This is a genomic window from Aminobacterium sp. UBA4834 (genome assembly GCF_002400205.1).
GTDB lineage: Bacteria > Synergistota > Synergistia > Synergistales > Aminobacteriaceae > Aminobacterium > Aminobacterium mobile.
Genome location: NZ_DHFC01000001.1, coordinates 14,775 through 31,793, shown reverse-complemented (window position 1 = coordinate 31,793; position 17,019 = coordinate 14,775). Strand labels below are relative to the sequence as shown.

Annotated in this window: 19 protein-coding genes; all 19 read right to left on the bottom strand. The window is 42.6% G+C overall.

What is annotated here, in order from left to right; all coding sequences use genetic code 11:
* Positions 1-23 precede the first annotated feature (23 nt).
* Entirely contained in the window at positions 24-2,006 is a 1,983-nt protein-coding gene (gene infB, locus B3L97_RS00170) for a translation initiation factor IF-2 (protein ID WP_286932972.1), read from the bottom strand.
* Positions 1,999-2,328, bottom strand: coding sequence for a L7Ae/L30e/S12e/Gadd45 family ribosomal protein (locus tag B3L97_RS00165; RefSeq protein WP_024822238.1), 330 nt, complete (start codon positions 2,326-2,328; stop codon positions 1,999-2,001). Before B3L97_RS00165 ends, infB begins: the two co-directional genes overlap by 8 nt.
* A complete protein-coding gene (gene rnpM / locus B3L97_RS00160) occupies positions 2,321-2,617 on the bottom strand; it encodes an RNase P modulator RnpM (protein WP_286847599.1) in 297 nt (98 codons plus the stop codon). The genes B3L97_RS00165 and rnpM overlap by 8 nt, the downstream gene beginning before the upstream one ends.
* 14 nt (positions 2,618-2,631) lie before the next feature.
* Entirely contained in the window at positions 2,632-3,720 is a 1,089-nt protein-coding gene (gene nusA / locus B3L97_RS00155) for a transcription termination factor NusA (RefSeq protein WP_286847600.1), read from the bottom strand.
* Positions 3,721-3,758: 38 nt separating this feature from the next.
* Positions 3,759-4,238, bottom strand: a complete 480-nt coding sequence (gene rimP, locus B3L97_RS00150) for a ribosome maturation factor RimP (protein WP_286932970.1) — start codon at positions 4,236-4,238, stop codon at positions 3,759-3,761.
* A 142-nt stretch (positions 4,239-4,380) separates the two neighbouring features.
* Positions 4,381-4,572, bottom strand: a complete 192-nt coding sequence (locus B3L97_RS00145) for a hypothetical protein (protein ID WP_024822234.1) — start codon at positions 4,570-4,572, stop codon at positions 4,381-4,383.
* Positions 4,573-4,584: 12 nt separating this feature from the next.
* The gene (gene guaB / locus B3L97_RS00140; RefSeq protein ID WP_286932967.1) at positions 4,585-6,060 is read right to left on the bottom strand and encodes an IMP dehydrogenase; all 1,476 of its coding nucleotides are present in this window, start codon (positions 6,058-6,060) and stop codon (positions 4,585-4,587) included.
* 26 nt (positions 6,061-6,086) lie between these two features.
* Positions 6,087-7,487, bottom strand: a complete 1,401-nt coding sequence (gltX, locus tag B3L97_RS00135) for a glutamate--tRNA ligase (protein ID WP_286847603.1) — start codon at positions 7,485-7,487, stop codon at positions 6,087-6,089.
* Between the two features lie 5 nt (positions 7,488-7,492).
* Positions 7,493-8,671, bottom strand: coding sequence for a 2-C-methyl-D-erythritol 2,4-cyclodiphosphate synthase (gene ispF, locus B3L97_RS00130; protein ID WP_286932965.1), 1,179 nt, complete (start codon positions 8,669-8,671; stop codon positions 7,493-7,495).
* The gene (locus B3L97_RS00125; protein ID WP_286932964.1) at positions 8,668-9,843 is read right to left on the bottom strand and encodes a PIN/TRAM domain-containing protein; all 1,176 of its coding nucleotides are present in this window, start codon (positions 9,841-9,843) and stop codon (positions 8,668-8,670) included. The genes ispF and B3L97_RS00125 overlap by 4 nt, the downstream gene beginning before the upstream one ends.
* Positions 9,844-9,855: 12 nt before the next feature.
* Entirely contained in the window at positions 9,856-10,470 is a 615-nt protein-coding gene (gene recR, locus B3L97_RS00120; RefSeq protein ID WP_286847606.1) for a recombination mediator RecR, read from the bottom strand.
* Between the two features lies 1 nt (position 10,471).
* Positions 10,472-10,780, bottom strand: coding sequence for a YbaB/EbfC family nucleoid-associated protein (locus tag B3L97_RS00115; protein WP_024822228.1), 309 nt, complete (start codon positions 10,778-10,780; stop codon positions 10,472-10,474).
* Between the two features lie 27 nt (positions 10,781-10,807).
* Positions 10,808-11,272, bottom strand: a complete 465-nt coding sequence (locus tag B3L97_RS00110) for a 23S rRNA (pseudouridine(1915)-N(3))-methyltransferase RlmH (protein WP_024822227.1) — start codon at positions 11,270-11,272, stop codon at positions 10,808-10,810.
* A 5-nt stretch (positions 11,273-11,277) separates the two neighbouring features.
* A complete protein-coding gene (locus B3L97_RS00105; RefSeq protein WP_286932962.1) occupies positions 11,278-11,931 on the bottom strand; it encodes a V-type ATP synthase subunit D in 654 nt (217 codons plus the stop codon).
* On the bottom strand, positions 11,928-13,310 hold the full coding sequence (locus B3L97_RS00100) for a V-type ATP synthase subunit B (RefSeq protein WP_286933018.1): 1,383 nt from the start codon (positions 13,308-13,310) through the stop codon (positions 11,928-11,930). The genes B3L97_RS00105 and B3L97_RS00100 overlap by 4 nt, the downstream gene beginning before the upstream one ends.
* Complete coding sequence (locus B3L97_RS00095; RefSeq protein ID WP_286932960.1) at positions 13,307-15,064, bottom strand: V-type ATP synthase subunit A; 1,758 nt, start codon at positions 15,062-15,064, stop codon at positions 13,307-13,309. The genes B3L97_RS00100 and B3L97_RS00095 overlap by 4 nt, the downstream gene beginning before the upstream one ends.
* 17 nt (positions 15,065-15,081) lie before the next feature.
* Positions 15,082-15,348, bottom strand: a complete 267-nt coding sequence (locus B3L97_RS00090; protein WP_286932957.1) for a V-type ATP synthase subunit F — start codon at positions 15,346-15,348, stop codon at positions 15,082-15,084.
* Positions 15,349-15,365: 17 nt separating this feature from the next.
* Positions 15,366-16,463: a V-type ATPase subunit gene (locus tag B3L97_RS00085; protein ID WP_286932955.1), complete on the bottom strand. Its 1,098-nt coding sequence runs from the start codon at positions 16,461-16,463 to the stop codon at positions 15,366-15,368.
* On the bottom strand, positions 16,375-17,013 hold the full coding sequence (locus B3L97_RS00080; protein ID WP_024822221.1) for a V-type ATP synthase subunit E: 639 nt from the start codon (positions 17,011-17,013) through the stop codon (positions 16,375-16,377). The genes B3L97_RS00085 and B3L97_RS00080 overlap by 89 nt, the downstream gene beginning before the upstream one ends.
* Positions 17,014-17,019 lie beyond the last annotated feature (6 nt).

Genomic DNA, 17,019 nt, shown 5'->3' with positions numbered 1-17,019 from the left:
AAAGTAAAAGGATTGTGCCATCCCTAATCGAGATGGCGTCGCTCCTCTATAAGTTCAAAGGCTTCTATTACATCTCCTTCTCTAAAATCTTGGAAGCCAGCGAAATTAATGCCACACTCATACCCTGCGTTTACTTCTCGAGCTTCATCTTTAAATCGCTTCAGATTTGATAAACTGCCTGTCCATACAACAACTCCATCTCGGATCACTCTAGCCCGCGCACTTCGCTTAATGATGCCTTCCGTTACATAACAGCCAGCAATCTTACCAGCTTTAGGAACCTTGAAAACCTGACGGATTTCTGCCTGTCCTAAGGGCTCTTCTCGAATAGTGGGAGTTAACATACCTTCAAGGGCGGCTTTTACATCATCGATAACGTCATAGATAACGTCATAGAGTCGAATCTGTATACCTTCAACTTCCGCTATCTTTTGAGCATTTTTATCTGGCCGAACATTAAAGCCGATAATAACAGCATTAGAGGCGGAGGCTAACATAATATCAGATTCTGCAATGCGACCTACTCCACGATGGATTATATTAATACCTACTTCAGATGTTCCCATTTTTTCAAGAGAGGCACATAAAGCTTCACATGTGCCTTGAACATCGCATTTTACCAAGAGATTCAGCTGAGGAATTTCTCCCTCTTTCATTTGAGAGTAGAGCTCCTCCAGAGTCATTCTCTTGGAAGTTGCGGTTTCAGCCTCTCGTTTGATTTGTTCCCGTTTTGCAGTTTCGTCTCTAGCTTCTCGCTCATTTTCTACCAGAATGAAACGTTCGCCAGGTTGAGGCACTGACGTTAGGCCTAGAACTTCCACAGGTGTACTGGGACCAGCTTTTGACACCTGACGCCCTCTGGAATCAAGCATGGCTCTGATCTTTCCCCATGTAGAATCAAGGAGAATAATGTCTCCACGGTGTAAGGTCCCTTGCTGGACGATAACAGTAGCCACAGGCCCCTTTCCTTTATCAAGTTTTGCTTCAATAACAATTCCTTCTGGGGTAACAGTCGGATCAGCCTTTAATTCTTCCATTTCTGCGACGAGGAGGACCATCTCCAAAAGTTGGGGAATTCCTTGCCCTGTTTTTGCAGATACATCTACCATTATGGTGTCGCCACCCCACTCTTCGGGAACAAGGCCAATATCTGATAGTTGTTGTCTGACCCTGTCAGGACGAGCAGCAGGTTTGTCTATCTTATTTACAGCTACAACAATAGGTACTCCGGCTGCTTTCGCATGGTTAATAGCTTCCCGAGTTTGAGGCATGAGCCCGTCATCCGCTGCAACTACAAGAATAGCGACATCAGTAGCCTGTGCTCCTCTTGCCCTCATTGCAGTGAAAGCCTCGTGTCCTGGTGTGTCGAGGAAAATTATCTTTTTCCCTTCATGATCAACAGTGGAAGCTCCTATGTGCTGGGTAATTCCACCTGCTTCTCTGGCAGATATATTAGTTTTTCTAATATAATCCAAAAGTGTTGTTTTCCCATGATCAACATGTCCCATTACTGTTACGATCGGAGATCTTGGTTCCATGTGGTCTCCATGAAATACGGGTCTTCCCGCAGAAAGAGTTTTTCCCTCTTCCTTTGGTGCAGATCCCTCTTCTTCAAACTGAAACTCTATGTTATAGGCTTCGCCTAGCGCGAGAAGAATAGCTTCATCAATGCTAGTCCCTGCTGGAGCCATAATCCCAGCATCAACAAGAGTTTTAACTGTTTCTGCCACAGGGACATCGATAAGTCTGGCTACTTCTTTCACCGTGGCAGTCTTACGAACACGTACGCATTGTTTTTCCTTCACCATTGTTTCCTCTTTCTGCATTTGAGGTGTATGTTTGCCCTCCTCGCTTTTAACAGTTTCTTCAATGAGCTGGGCTACTTCCGTATCGATAGAACTCATATGAGTTTTAACTTCAACACCAAGATCTTCCAACATGCTCAATAAATCTTTATTACTTTTTCCTAACATCTTGGCTAGTTCATAAACTCTTATTTTACTCAAATATATTTCCCCCTTCCGCTAGCATGGCTTGTATTTTCACAGCAAAGCCACTGCGTGACGGTAAAGCCACAATTTGTGTATTTGTGGTTCCGATAGCTTTCGATAATTCCTCTCCCGTGAGGGGGATTGTTTCTATTTTGCATTGTTTCCGCTCTTCATATCCAAGAAATTTACGTCTAGTGCTTTCAGAAGCATCCTCAGAGAGAAGAACAACTAACCCCTCGTTTTTTATAAAAGCTTTTTTTATCTGGTCCTGCCCAACAAGAAGTTGCCCCGAACGACGTGCCAAGCCTAAATAGGTAAATAAAAGATCCTTACTCAATTAAGGAATCGCCCCCCTTCTCCTTTTGTTCAAGAAGGGATAGTAGCTCTATATACACTCTCTCATCCACGTTGCATTTAAGTACTTTCGAAAGAGCTTTCCTTTTTTGGGCCTCCTCAATACACTCTCTGTTCAGGCAAACATATGCTCCTCGCCCAGACATCTTACCTGTAGGATCTATAGCTATTGAGCCGTCAGGCGTACGAACAACCCGTATAAGATCCTTTTTAGGACTTTCTCTGTGACAACCAACGCATGTTCGTGGCCGCTTCCGCTTTATATGCACCACTAATAAGGCACCTCTTAATCTATAATGTCCTGAAAAATATCTTGAAGCGTTGGCATCCGATCTGGCTCCAAGGCTTTAATGTCTATCTTCCACCCTGTTAGCCTTGCTGCTAGTCGAACATTCTGACCAGCCTTACCTATAGCAAGAGATAACTGATCAGGGCGAGCATAGACAGTCACAGCCTTGTCCTGCTCCAAAACAGGCTCTATTTTGACTATTTTGGCTGGAGATAATGCATTACGAATAAAAGTTAAAGGATCACTGTTCCATATAATAACATCAATTTTTTCATTCGAAAGTTCCTGGCTAATAGACTTGATTCTAGCCCCGCCATTCCCTACGCAAGCGCCTACTGGATCCACATTACTATCCAAGGTCTGAACCGCTACCTTTGCTCTCGTCCCAGCTTCTCGTACAATCCCTTTTATTTCAATAATTCCTTCCTGAATTTCAGGCACCTCAAGTTCCATCAGTTTCCGAAGTAATCCCGGGTGAGTCCTGGATACAACTATTCGAGGTCCTCGGGTAGTTTGACGCACATCAAGGAGGTAAAATTTTAATCGTTCTCCAGGGACATAAGCTTCACTAATAATTCGTTCTTCCCTAGGTAATATAGCCTCTGTTCGATCATTAAGCCGCACTAAAACTTGATCGTTTTCAGCTTTAAAAATAACACCATTCACCAAGTCTCCCACTCGACCAGAAAATTCTTCAAAAATTATTTGTCGCTCTGCATCTTTTAGTTTCTGTATAATAACTTGACGTGCTGTTTGCGCTGCTATACGTCCAAAATCTTCAGGGTTTACTTCAATTCGAATGTACTCGTTGATCAATACATCCGTGTAGCCCATTTTCTGCACATCATCAAGACTAATCTCTATATCTGGCTGTTTTACATCCTCTACAACAAATTTCACTTCACAAATAGACACATTCCCACTCTCTAAATCTATATGCACTTCTACGTTTTGGTTTCCACCCTGATATTTTTTATATGCGGAGATTAGTGCCGCTTCTAGACTCGATGCGATCACTTCCGGTGTCAGACCACGCTCTGCTGTGAGCTGTTTCAGTGCACGGATGAAATCACGTCCAAGCTGCATATTTCTCATCCTCCTCCAAAATTTCCACAATAATAAGTTTAATCGCCCTCGTAAACTAAGTTGCTTTTCTGTATAGAGGCCCACGGGATATCGACTTCTTGTGTGGTCTCTTCAAGGCTTAGGCGAATAGAGCCAGTATCTTTGTTGACCCCGAGTATTTCTCCTTTAAATCTTTTACGTCCCTCCACTGGCGCTTGGCACCGAACTTTAGCCTTGCGTCCAATAAATTTCTCGAAATCCTCTATCGAGAAAAGAGGACGATCAAGACCAGGGGATCCTACTTCTAAAAAATATCGCTGAGGAATGGATTCGTCATGAGCATCAAGATATCGACTCACACTCTTCGAAACAATCTCGCAATCTTTCACAGTAATGCCACCAAGCGTATCTATATAAACCCTGATATAAAAGTTATGCGCTTCTCTAGCAAAAATAACTCCCACACATTCATAACCATTTTTTTCCACTATATCGCAAATGGAAGTCCTGAGATTTTCTTTATCAAAGTTTGCTGTCATTATAAGACCTCCTCTACGTGGAATGATGATATACACAAAAAACAAAGAGTGGGGAAACCCACTCTTTGGAAAATAACCAGATCCTCTCACCTATCACTCATACAAAATAAGTATAACATGTTCTTGCATTTTCTTACAACTATCATAAATAGCTATCAACAATAAAAGAACTCCACCAATCTATAAGAGATGTTTCAAACTCTCGGGAAGTATTAAATCCTATTGTCGTTTTATCTGCAAGAACTTCTTCAATCAAGACTGGAAGTTCCAGAATTCCTCGCCAATATTTTGACTCTGTTCCTACATCTCGAGTAAATATCCTGGAAACTTTCATGAATTACACCTTCTATTCAATCCAATAGTTAGGAGCCTCCTTAGTTACTACTACGTCATGGGGGTGATTTTCTTTAACAGATGCTGGTGTGATCTTTACAAAACGGGACTTGGAGTGAAGCTCCTCTATATTTGAAGCTCCAACATAGCCCATTCCTGCCCGCAATCCCCCTAAAAGTTGGTATACTACCGCAGATAAAGGCCCTTTATGCGGAGCCAGCCCTTCTATCCCTTCAGGAACAAGTTTATCACTACTTGCTGATTCTTGGAAATAGCGGTCTTTGCTGCATCCTTCCCGCATGGCGCCAAGAGACCCCATTCCTCTATAACTCTTAAAGGAGCGTCCTCGATAGATTACTACTTCTCCAGGACTTTCTTCCGTTCCGGCAAAAAGAGAGCCGATCATCACACTATCAGCTCCACCTGCAATAGCTTTTACAATATCTCCCGAGTATCGAATTCCCCCATCAGCGATGACTTTCCTTCCGCGAGCGTGTACCACCTTAGCAACGTTAAAAACAGCGGACAGCTGAGGAACGCCAATCCCAGCTATAATTCTTGTTGTACAGATAGATCCTGGCCCTACCCCTACTTTAACAGCATCCACTCCTGCATCAATGAGGGCCTCCGCAGCATCAGAAGTAGCAATATTCCCCCCAATTAAAGGAATGTCAGGATACTGTTTTCGTATTTCCTTCACGGTCTGAAGAACTTTTACTGAGTGTCCGTGTGCCGTATCCACAACTATAATGTCAACCCCGCTTTTTACCAACATTGCAACTCTATCGTACACATCAGTCCCTACGCCTACTGCAGCTCCTACTCGTAAACGACCATGTGAGTCCTTGCATGCATTAGGGAAGTCTCTGACTTTTTGTATATCTTTAATAGTAATAAGACCTTTTAACTTCCCTGCTTTATCGACGAGAGGCAATTTTTCTATTTTATGTTTCATTAAAATATTTTTCGCTTCATCTAAAGTAGTTCCTTCCGAAGCAGTTACAAGCCGTTCATGTGTCATAATGGCAGAAATATCCTGTTCGAAATCAGTAACAAAGCGAAGATCCCGGTTAGTAATAATCCCAACTAGTTTCTGTTCATGGTTCACAATAGGAACCCCTGATATATGATAGTGCTCCATCAAATCCACAGCCTGCTGAACCTTATCCTCAGGATGAAGAAAGAAAGGGTCCACTATAACTCCAGCTTCAGAGCGCTTCACTTTATCGACTTCTTTAACTTGTCTTTCTATAGGCATATTTCGATGAACGATTCCTACTCCTCCTTCTCGAGCTAAGGCGATAGCAAGCCGTCCATCTGTAACAGTATCCATGGCGGCACTGCATATAGGAGAGTTCATCTCTATGTCAGGGGTTAAATAAGTACTTACGTCTACTTGAGAGGGGAGCACCTCACTATACCCTGGCACTAACAGAACATCGTCAAAAGTGAACCCCTCATAAGGAACAAATTTACTCTCGATCGTCATTTATGTGACCTCCTCATTCCACTTCTCTACCTTCTAGCCAACCGCAGAAGGGTCTCCGTTTTTCCCAAAGCTGCCATTTCTAATGGTAGTGCCGGACCTTGCTCTTCTCCGGTGAGTAAGAGCCGCAACGGATGATAAAATTCTCTGCCTTTTAACCCTTTTTCTTTTTGGTACATCCGAAGTGTCTTGTTAATGATTTCAGACTCCCAAGTATCATTAATATTTTCAAGTACGCAAACCACTTCAGGTATCCATTCTGGAATTGGAACAGACAATGCTGAAGGGCTAAAAAACCATTTGAGAGATTTTAAAACGTCTGAAGGTGTAAGGCAAGCCCCCGAAATGTCTTCAAGCAATAAAAAAAGATGTTTTCTATCTTTTCCTCGAAAAAAAGCCTCTTTATCCGGTGCTAAGCGGCAAAGTTCGTCAAAAAGCCAGCTTGTCCCTCTATGAGCCATGGCTTTCTTTTGCCAAAATTCAAGATGAGCCTCATCGTGGACTGGAGAAGATGTTGCAATCCTGCTAAGAGAAAATTCCTCTATTAATTCATCCTTGGAAAGTAGATTCAATGGATTTTCAGGCGTCCAACTTAATGTAGATAAATAAGCTCGTAGAGATTCAGGCAAAAAGCCTCTTTCTCTATACTCCCGAACAGATTGTGCGCCTGTTCGTTTGCTCAGTTTTTGGCGATCCATCCCGACAATCATAGGCACATGACCATAGCGAGGCGAGGGTAAATCCAATGCTTCCTGTATAAGAGTTTGAAGCACGGAATTTATGAGATGTTCATCACCGCGAATAACATGTGATATTTCCATAAGGGCATCATCAAGGGCTGCCGAAAGAAGGTATGTAGGCCAACCATCAGAGCGTTGTACTATAAAATCTCCTATTTCTTCATAGTTGTACTCGATCTTCCCATGAACAAGATCGTCTAATATAAATACTCCTTTTTCGGGTACTGCAAAGCGCCAGCAAGGTTTCTCCCCACTTAGAATTTTTTCCTGAATTTCCTTTTCAGAAAGGCAACGGCATCGCCCCGAATAGCGAGGAGGGAGCCCCTGTTCTAGTTGGAAATGCCTGTCTTCTCTAAGCTGTTTCGGAGAACAAAAACACGGGTAAATAGCTTCTTTATCTTTTAGAATTTGAAGATAACGGGAGTAAATATCCATACGATGGCTTTGAGTGTAGGGACCATATGAGCCACCCTTTGCGGGGTTTTCATCAGTATCAAGTTCCAGCCATTCCATATCTTCATAAAGCATGCGGGCATAAGATTCTTGAGAGCGTTCTTGATCTGTATCTTCTATTCGCAGAACAAACTGCCCACTATGTTTTTTGGCAAAAAGCCAGTTGAAAAGAGCAGTGCGAGCTCCTCCTATATGAAGGAAGCCTGTAGGTGATGGGGCAAAACGAGTTCGTATCATAAAATTCACCTTCTCCATCGAGAGAGTGTCGCTACAGCGGTGCACTTCATGCACTCAGCTCTTCCTACAGCACCTATGCGCTCTCCCGATTTAACTTTTATGTTGATTTTCTCAGATTCCATTTCAAAAGCAAAAAGACGTTCGCCTAAATTCTCTTCCATTTGTTTCGTGAAAGAACCAAGCCGAGGAAGTTGGGCTTGTAATGTAACATCAACCCAAAGGATGTCCCATCTACCTTCCTTCAAAAGGGAGGCTACACGAGAAAGAAGGTCGAGGGAAGAAATATTTTTATATTGAGGATCAGACGCTGGGAAAAGTTTTCCTATATCAGGAAGGCCAGCGGCCCCTAATAGAGCATCCATAACAGCGTGAGCAAGTACATCTGCGTCAGAATGCCCATCCAAGCCTAAAGGAGATTCTATTTCTACTCCTCCAAGAATCAATGGTCTGGAAGGCACAAGAGGATGGATGTCAAATCCATTTCCAACCCGATATTCCCTATTATTACTCGCTATTTGATGAGCTAGTATAAAATCTTCCTGATAAGTAATTTTCATATTGCGTCTTGCTCCTGGTATCGTAACAATTTTTTTCCCTAAAGCGATCCAAGCTTCCGCTTCATCTTTAAAAAGTAAATCTTTATCTGTGTCGAGAGCCTCTAGTAATTGCAAACGGGGAAAACATTGTGGAGTTTGTGTAGTATAAAGATGCTCTCTAGAAGTTGAAGAAACACGCTCTTCCCCTTCAACAATTTCTATCTTTTTCAGTGCATCGGATATTGGGACTACCGGAATAACGCCCAAATTGGGTTTCACATGATCCATTATAGTTATGCAAAGTTCTTTATCTATAAAAGGTCTGGCTCCGTCATGAATTAAGACATAATCAGAGGATGCCATTGCTACTCCGTTTCGAACCGATTGAGAACGAGTTGTGCCTCCTGCTACAACAAGAAAAGACGTTTTCTCTGATAACGTTGATAACGTTTTTTTTATGCGGGTTATACTATCAGAAGGGACAACTAAAATGATCTCCTGAATTTTCCCCAGAGCGAGGAGTTCTTCAGCTACGTGGGAACTCCATTGCCAAAGAGGGGTGCCACCAAGAAGCCTAAATTGTTTAGGAGAGCCTCCTATGCGCTCTCCTAAACCGGCTGCCGCTATTATAAAAGAGAAAGTCTTCACGGCCTGACCTCTCTACGGATACGACCGAAAACCATTCGTCCCGCAGATGTCTGAAGCATGGAGGTCACTACCACTTCTACTCGTTTTCCTATGTAATTCTCCCCATCTTCTACTACCAGCATCGTGCCGTCATCTAAATATCCAACACCCTGATGAGGCTCCTTCCCTTCCCGGATTACATCTACGATGATAGACTCTCCGGGAAGAAGCATTGGTTTCATCGCATTCGCTAAATCATTGACATTCAAAACAGTAATTCCCTGGATTTGCGCTATTTTGTTAAGGTTATAATCTGTGGTAAGAATTTCTCCTCCAATTTGCTGCGCTAATGCCACAAGGCCGCTGTCAACTGTCTCTACTTTCAGTTGTTTAAGGGTAACTTCCATAATTTCCACATCAAGAGAGGAGAGCTTTTGAAGCTCATTCACTACATCAAGGCCTCTTCGTCCACGCGTTCGGCGAGCTGGGTCCGTAGAATCTGCTACTGCCTGAAGCTCTAATAAGACGAAGCGGGGAAGAACTAATACACCTTCCATAAATCCAGTCCGGGCAATGTCGAGAATTCGACCATCGATAATAACGCTCGTGTCAAGAATTTTACGGGGTGGGCAAAGATCCTCCTCTCCTTCAATATCTTCGTGAATGGCGCGTCCTTTTTTAGTTTTTCGGGTAGCTAGACGCTCCTTAAGAGCGCCTAAATTAAAAACGCCACGAATGTCTTGCTGACGCTTCCAAAAAATTCGCGCGCCTAGGTAACCCAGAACTATATTGAGTACAATTGCAATATAGTTCCCAACAGGGAGATCGGAAAAAGGAACTGCGATAAGATTTGCAATAAGAAGACCGACAATCAGTCCTAAAGTAGCAGAAGATATATCCTGCCAACTAAGAGTTTTTAGATGATATTCCAATAAGGCCCCAATAAAGCCAAGTCCTTTGAGAAGCAAAGGCGTAATTGCCCAACCTATAAGAGCAAAAATCCCCACACAAGCGAAAGTGTAAAAAACCTGTTTTGCTAACCATGCAGGGAACCATGCTCGCACTGATTCTGAGACAGGTGCCGGAATATAGGGAACAAAAAGAGACGCTAATTGGTACCCTGCAATTCCAAAAAATATCATCATCAAAATTCGACATACCCGTCGCAACACATTGCCAAAACCATCAGCCATACCCCTCACCTCCTATTTTCTCATATTCTTTTTGACTTCAATTCGGGATTCAAAGGCTGCATGCAATGTAATTCTGTCGGCAAATTCTATACTTCCCCCCACAGGGAGTCCATAGGCTAGACGACTGATTTTCACATGTAGATCACCTAATTCTGACAATAACGAATAAAACGTCAGGTCTCCTTCCACTCGAGGATTGGTAGCAATAATAACCTCTTTGGCTTCTGTTTCAAGAATACGTTGCCGAAGATGCTCTACCTCGGTAGAAGATAAATCCTCCCCATCGAGAGGAGAAACTCTGCCTCTTAACATGTAATACAACCCATTATATATTCCTGCTTGCTCCATGCTTAAAAGATCTTCTGGCGACTCTACAACACACAACAGGCGTCTATCTCGTAGAGGATCGGCACATATGGAACAAGGATCAACATCTGTAATATTACCGCAAAGAGGGCACTCATGAAGACACTCCTTTAATCCTTTGAGTAAAGAGGCAAGTTCTTTTGAATATGCATCTGGCTGCTGTATGATAAAAAAGGCCATCCTGCGGGCACTTTTTTCGCCCACGCCGGGGAATCGTTTTAAAAGAGATATTAGCTGTTGTAGAGGTTCCGGAAGAGACACGTTACATTAACCCCAATGCTCCAAGAGCTCCGGAAACCTGCCCCATTTTTGCGTTGGCAATATCCCTGCTGTTTTTAAGAGCTTCTGAGACTGCAGCAAGAACCATATCTTCCAGCATTTCAACATCGTTAGGATTCACAACTTCTTTCTCTATCTTTATAGATAAAATATCTCCTTGACCATTGGCAACGACTTTAACCATCCCTCCCCCAGCATTTCCTTCCACTCTCTCTTGTGCCAAATCTTCCTGAATCCTCATCATTTGGGCTTGCATTTTCTGAGCCTGTTTCATAATTTTGTCCATTTTCATAACATCCTACTCTCCTTTATAAAATAATTAATGATGATATGCCATTCCTTCGTGTATTGCTATAGCTCGATAAAGTTGTTCTGAAAGAAAGAGAAGACATAACTCATGAGGAAAAGTCATTTCCGATAGAGAAATTAATTCTCCACTCTCTTTTTTTATCTTGTCTGAAAGACCATATGCTCCTCCAATAACAAAAACCAGCCTCCCATGTACCTCTTCAATATGGCGATAAAGCCATTGAGAGAACTCCCGGCTGGTAAAATGTTGCCCTCTTTCGTCTAAAAGAACGAGAAAATCCCGTTCTTTTACTTTCTTCAGCAAAGCCTCGGATTCCCGTTCTACAACCTTCTCCGGACTGGAAGCCCTTCTTCCTTCAGGAACATAGTCTATTTCTATAGGAAGATAAGGCTGACAACGCTTCAAATATTCGGAGACCATGTTTCTAAGAGCACGGTCCCGAGGTTGCCCTATAGTTATTATAACAATTTTCATCACTCTTACTCCGGGAAATAAGAAAAACCTTGCAACTTTTTCTTTTTGGAAAGTTTTTTAACCGCATATCGTTCTTGACGTTCCCGCTCAGATAGGATATCACGAATTCGACTCTCTTCCTTATGAAGAGTAGGAATTAAAATATATTGTAGAGTATTAATTTTAAGCATTGTTTTAGAAAGCTCCTTTTCGAGAGCGGATAGTTTAGCTTTCAAGTTGATAAAAAGCCATACTTTCTCCTCTATTTTTTTCATTTCGTTGAGTAAATCATCTACATATAACGATGCCATCGCCGGGTCATAGGCAAGCCCTGAGAGAGAAAATACTTGTTCTTTTAACGGTTTGAACTGGGAATAACGGCATCCCATAAGGGTATGTCGTTCCACATCTACTTGAGTATGTTCTCTTTCTGGCTTTATGAATTGTAAGACCAATTGCCCTTCATACATTCGAATAAGAGCATATATAAAAGAGATATGGCGCATCTGTTCTCTAAAGAAAGATTCCAACTTCTTGAAATTTCGTCGATCCTCTTCTAACGTCCTTAAAAGAGCATCTCGCTTTTTTTCGAGAAGCTCTTTTCCATATTGAACTGTGGCCATTTGACGACGGACATCAATAAGTTGTTCCCTGGTCGGTGGTCTAAGGTTCTCGTTCATTGTGAATGAGTCCCAAGTTTCTCTGTAATATAATGCTCCGGTAAACGGTAGAGCTCTCTCGCAGGAAGTTCTGCTAAACATTGCCAAGCTATTTCTACTGTTTCATGAAGGGAGCGATATATATTACCTTGGCTGACAAATTTTTTTTCGAATTTTTCCCCGAACTTAAGGAAAAGATGTTCGGTTTCTGTAAGTCCATCATCACCCACAATTAATCGCAATCTCGCAAGTTCCTGAGCACGAGCATAAGATGCATAGAGTTGGTCAGCCAAAGCCCTATGATAATCAAAAGTTCTCTTTTTTCCAATCCCTTTATTCATGAGACGACTTAAGCTAGGCAAAACATTAATGGGTGGAAAGGCCCCGCGATCGTGAATGCTTCGGTCTAGAACAATTTGTCCCTCTGTTATGTAACCAGAAAGATCCACTACAGGGTGAGTCATGTCATCATCAGGCATAGTAATAATAGGTATCTGAGTAACGCTTCCAGAGCAATCTTTCACGCAGCCCGCACGCTCATAAATCTCCGCTAAATCTGAATACATATAGCCTGGATACCCTCGTCGCCCTGGAACTTCTTCTCGAGCGGCACTGATTTCTCGTAATGCTTCGCAGTAATAGAGCATATCAGTCATAACGACCAAAACGTCGTAACCTTTTTCAAAAGCAAAATATTCTGCAGTAGTAAGAGCCATACGTGGAGTTAAGAGTCGCTCTACAGCAGAATCGCTGGCAAGATTAAAAAAAAACACTCCGTTATTGATAGCCCCTGTACGTTGGAATGTATCGATAAAATAGCGAGCCTCCCTGCGGGTAATTCCCATAGCTGCAAATACGACAAGAAACTCCGCTTCTCTTCCAGGAACTCGAGCTTGCTGTACTATCTGGGCAGCTATCTCATTAGCTGGAAGTCCTGAACCTGAGAAAACTGGCAGTTTTTGCCCCCGCACCAGAGTATTCATAAGATCAATAGTAGATATGCCAGTCTCAACGTATGCATTAGGGCTCATCCTCTGCACAGGATTGATGGGCATTCCTGTTATAGGCAAATCCTTATCGATAAAAGATAAGCGGCCACCGTCAAGAGGCTGCCCACGACCGCTGAGAATTTGGCCTATAAGAGCATCTCCCACTGGCATCCTTACCACATCTCTCTCAAACCACACAGTCGTGTTTTTTATGTTGAGGCCAATCGTTCCATCAAAAACTTGAATAACACAGAGATCTCCCTGTATCTGAAGGATCTGGCCTGTCCGTATCCCTGTAGGTGTTTCTATGCGCACAAGCTCTCCATATCCTGCTTTTCTAATGCCAGACACAAAGAGAAGAGGTCCTGATATGCCTGATACAGATCGATAACCTTCTAAGAAAAGTTTCATTCGGGAACCACCACCAGATCGTTGAGCTTCTCTGAAAAACGGAGAAGCCATGTTGTCCCTCGTTCCTCTAATTTCTCTTCTGCAGCCTCTCGCAGACGTAAAAGCTCTACGCGCAAGGGATAGTTAGCTATTTGATCGTACAAGAGCCCTTCCTCTATTCGTTGTTGAACAAGCGCATCAAGACGTCGTAATATATGAAGCAATGCAAACTGTTTTTTCATGGAACAGCTTGCGTCTGCTTCACTAAAAGCATTTTGTTGCAAGTAAATGACTTTTATCGTATCAGCATGAGTTAAAAGCCATTTATCTTTTTCAGAAAGACCGTCTCTTCCCACAAGTTGAACGAGGTCCATAAGTACTTTCTCTCGGTCTAGCATCTCTTTTAGATAGTTTTTAAGTTCTTTCCATTGAGGGCCGAGTTTTTTCTCGAAGATAGGAGCTAAACTTTCTTCATATAAAGTGTAGCTTTGACGCCAGTTTATAGCTGGGAAATGCCGCTGCTGGGCCAGACGCTTATCTAACCCCCAAAATGCGCCAGAAAGACGCAGGCTGGCTTGTGTAACAGGTTCGGAAAAATCCCCTCCCGGGGGAGAAACAGCATTAATAACTGTTACAGATCCTTCTCGTTCAGGCACACCTAACACGACTGTTCTTCCTGCTCTTTCATAGTATTGAGCCAATCGGGTTCCTAGATAGGCTGGATATCCTTCCTCGCCTGGCATTTCTTCCAGACGCCCTCCAATTTCTCTAAGAGCTTCCGCCCATCTTGAAGTGGAATCTGCCATAATAGCGACATTGTATCCCATATCTCTAAAATACTCGGCTAAAGTCATTCCTAAATATATGCTAGCCTCTCGGGCCGCAACAGGCATGTTAGAAGTGTTAGCAATCAAAACCATCCGCTCCATAAGAGGAGCAGCATGGAATGGATCATTAAGTTCTGGAAATTCTTCAAGAACTTCGGTCATTTCGTTTCCTCGCTCGCCGCAACCGATATAAATAATAATATCGGCATTACACCATTTTGCTAAAGACTGTTGAGTTATCGTCTTCCCAGTACCAAACCCTCCCGGCAAAACTGCCGCTCCACCAAGAGCGATAGGGAACAGGGTATCGAGGATACGTTGCCCCGTGAGGAGCGGGGCATCGAAAGGAAGACGACTTCCTACTGGGCGGGAACGTCTGACTTCCCATCGTTGTTGCATACAAAGCTCTTCTCCACTTTCTAGGCAACACAGGGGGGTTTCTACGGAATAGTCTCCTTCTGGAGCCACCCATACTGCAACAGCTGTTGAAATCTCTGGAGGAGCCATAATATAGTGCCTCAAATAAGAACCTTCTATTACATAGCCTAGAATTGTTCCAGAGCTTATGGAAGTTTCTGGTTGCAGGAGAGGTGTAAAATGCCATATTTTGTTTCTATCTATAGAGTTAAGATGTATACCCCGTTTGAGATAAATACCCTCCTCACCTAAAACTCTTAGAGGGCGACCAATTCCATCAAGGACGCTACCCAAAATTCCAGGGCCTAAATCTACTGCTAAAAGCTCCCCCGAAAATTCTATAGGCTCTCCGTTAGTAACTCCTGATGTATCTTCGTATACCTGTATATCTACAGAGTTCCCTTCTATTCGAATCACTTCTCCTAGAAGCTTGTTATCTCCAACGTAAGCAACCTCAAACATTTTTACAGGAGAAAGAGTAAAGCCACGCACAACTGGCCCGGATATTCCCGTTATTTTTCCTGAAGACACTGCTATGGCCTCCTCTCTCAGTCCCTTCCCAGAAGTAATGAAGGGAAAGGGATCCACACTGGTCTTTGCATCTTCTCAAACCGTTTACGATAGGTATCGGGAAGTTCATTAAACCATTGTTCTTCCACGATAATAAAAGCAATTGATTCTTCCAGTAACTCACGATATGTACCAGCAATATCCGAAGGATTCTCACACACAATCCCTTCAAAGCCTTCCAGACTCCATAGATCTACAAACAATTGTTTTCCTAAAACTATAGCTCGTTTTTCTTGAGATATCATAATCTATTGCCCTCCAGCTAAAAGCTTACAGGAATAAGCTTGGATAAAAGATTTTCTTTCTGCAAATCTATGGAAAGCCCTACTGCCAAGAGATTTAAATTATGCCACTCGATAAAATATTTACCCATAAAACCTAAGCTCACTTCAATCCCAAGAGGATCCCCTCTAAATAAGTTCGCTTGCCACTTCATAAATTCTACAAATAAACTTCTCTGATAATCATGAGGAGATTGTTTCCCTTCCATTTCTAACGTCTTCTGCCAAGGGGTCAAATATACAAGTTCTTTAAGGGAGCTGTTTTTTGATAAGCGCTCTCGAGAAAGCCATTTACCATTCGGTATGTACATACCTACGGCTTCATTCTTTTGAATATACTCGTTTTGCCATCGAAGCCAGATTCCTAAATTCCACATATCTATAGATCGCCCTAAGTATTCTGATAGCATCTGGCTGTTTTTTGAATGAAACGAGGCAATAGTTTGCCAGCCAAAATCCAGCATATGTTGCAATAGGAATCGTTCGGCCTGAACAATGTCTCTGGAATGATCCATCTCGGAAATAGCTCGGGCTAAAATAAGGGCGAAAGGGTGACCATTAGCTCGACACTTCCCAATAATATCTGAGGATGTTATCTGGTTCCCCCATAACTCCCCATAAAACTCTTCCGGCAAAGCCCCATAATTATGCCACTGGGGTTCTCCCCCCCCACGGTTCCCGCTAAAGGAAGCTCTAAGGATCAATCTTCCATTTAGCAGGTCTGAGCGAGCCAATGCTATTTCTAATAGTTTCTGAGCCTCACCTTCCGCCTTTTCTCTAAGGAAACGCATTTGTCGACTAACATGATGGGCTATAGCAGCTTCTATACGACGAAGAATCCCTTTATGGGACATTACTAACTGGAAACGAAAGCTCTCGGAATAAGGGCTTTCGAGGAGGTATTGTTCAAAGGTTTCTAAATCCCCCTCTGCTATTCTCTGATAATCTCCATCTGTAAGGAAATTAGAAATACGAGCCCGAATACGAGCATTAAGATATCCGTAATTCTCGCATGAACTCCGTGTCTTGAAGAATTGTTCGAGCTTCCCTAGAAATCTTTCTAATAATGGCTGGCTCAAGTCTTTGCCACCTCGTTTTAAAGGTATTATCTATAATAAAGATATTATCTTCCGAAGTTACAATACATCCTCCCCACAGCTCTTCAGATAGATTCTCTTTTACGCTTAATATCTCTTCTCTATCTGGAACAAAAGAACTATCTCCTGGGAGGACCTTTACACGACAAGGCCCCGTACATAAATTCATAGCTTCTAATACCAAACGTGCCATAATATCTTCGTAACGAGATGAAGTTTGACGCAATCTCTTGAGGTGAGACTGAGCTTCTATCTCTATTTCTTTTACAAAATAATCATATTCGTCTAAAAATCTTTTACGAAATTGGCTATGTGCCAACGTTACATTGTGACGGAACAAAGCATCAGCCCTGTTTTCTTGATCAGCCCGCATAGTAACTATACGTTTCTCAACAGCCATCCTTTGGGTTGCAATTGCTTCCGCTACCTCCCATTCTGTTTTTTTCCTAAGGTCGTTTAAATTAAGCTCATGCTCCCTCCTCAGAGATTCTATGAACTGTAAAAGATCCTGAGAGTTTGTGCGTTCAGACACGTTCAA